This window comes from Noviherbaspirillum suwonense, assembly GCF_900182955.1.
Classification (GTDB): Bacteria; Pseudomonadota; Gammaproteobacteria; order Burkholderiales; family Burkholderiaceae_D; genus Noviherbaspirillum_A; species Noviherbaspirillum_A suwonense.
Genome location: NZ_FXUL01000074.1, coordinates 1 through 1212, shown reverse-complemented (window position 1 = coordinate 1212; position 1212 = coordinate 1). Strand labels below are relative to the sequence as shown.

Below are 1212 nucleotides of genomic sequence, written 5' to 3'. Positions count from 1 at the left end.
GGCACTGACGGCAAGCGACTTCATCGGCGTGGTTGGCGGCTTCACCGGCGGTATCGGCGCGGCGCCTGTCTTCACATCGCCAGCGACTTTTTCGGCGCCGGAGAACGGCGCGGCGGTGGGCACGGTCGCCGCCACCGACGCCGACAGTCCGACCCTGGCCTACAGCCTGGTGGCCGGCGGCGATGCATCTGCGTTCACGATTAACGCTACGACTGGCGCACTGGCCTTTGCCGCCGCGCCCAACTTCGAGGTACCCACCGATGCGGGCGCCAACAATGTCTACAACGTCACCGTGCAGGCCAGCGACGGCGTGCTGAACACGACACAGGCGATTGCAGTGACAGTTACCAATGTCAACGATGTCGCGCCGGCATTCACGTCGCCGGCCACCTTTATGCTGCCGGAGAATTCCACGGCTGTTGGCATCGTCGCCGCCACCGACGCCGACAATCCCACGGTTACCTACAGCCTTGTGGCTGGCGGCGACGCGGTCGCTTTCACAATCAACACTACGACCGGCGCGCTGGCCTTCGCCTCCGCGCCGAACTTCGAGGCGCCGACCGACGTAGGCGCGAACAATATCTACAACCTCACCGTGCAGGCCACTGACGGCACGCTAAACACAACCCAGGCCGTGGCCGTGACCGTCACCGATGTCAACGAAACGCCTACGGGCGCAGCACCCGTGTTCACATCGCCGGCAGCCTTCAGCATCGCGGAAAACAGCACGGCGGTGGGCGCGGTCGTCGCCACCGACGCCGACAGTCCCACGGTGACCTACAGCCTGGTAGCCGGCGGCGACGCGGGCGCTTTCACGATCAACGCCGCGACCGGCGCACTGTCCTTCGCCGCCGCGCCGAACTTCGAGACACCCACCGATGCCGGCGCGAACAATGTCTACAACCTCACCGTGCAGGCCAGCGACGGCACGTTGAACACGACCCAGGCCGTGGCCGTGACGGTCACCGACGTGCTCAATGAAACCCTGACCGGCAACGCGGCGGACAACACGCTGGCCGGCGCGGCGGGCAACGACACCTTCACGGGCAACGGCGGCGCCGACACGCTCACCGGCAATGGCGGCGGCGACACCTTCGTCGTCGCCAGCGCGCAGGATTCGCCGGCCAACACGAACTGGCAGACGCCGCCGGACGGGAGCGTGACCCGGGTATGGGATGTCATCACCGACTTCACGCTCGGCAGCGACAAGAT

The 1212-nt window shown here is 66.6% G+C and carries 1 protein-coding gene; it reads left to right on the top strand.

Annotation, left to right across the window (positions count from 1 at the left end; all coding sequences use genetic code 11):
- A partial coding sequence (locus tag QOL82_RS29145) for a cadherin domain-containing protein (RefSeq protein ID WP_283445825.1) occupies nt 1-1212 on the top strand: 1212 nt, incomplete at both ends.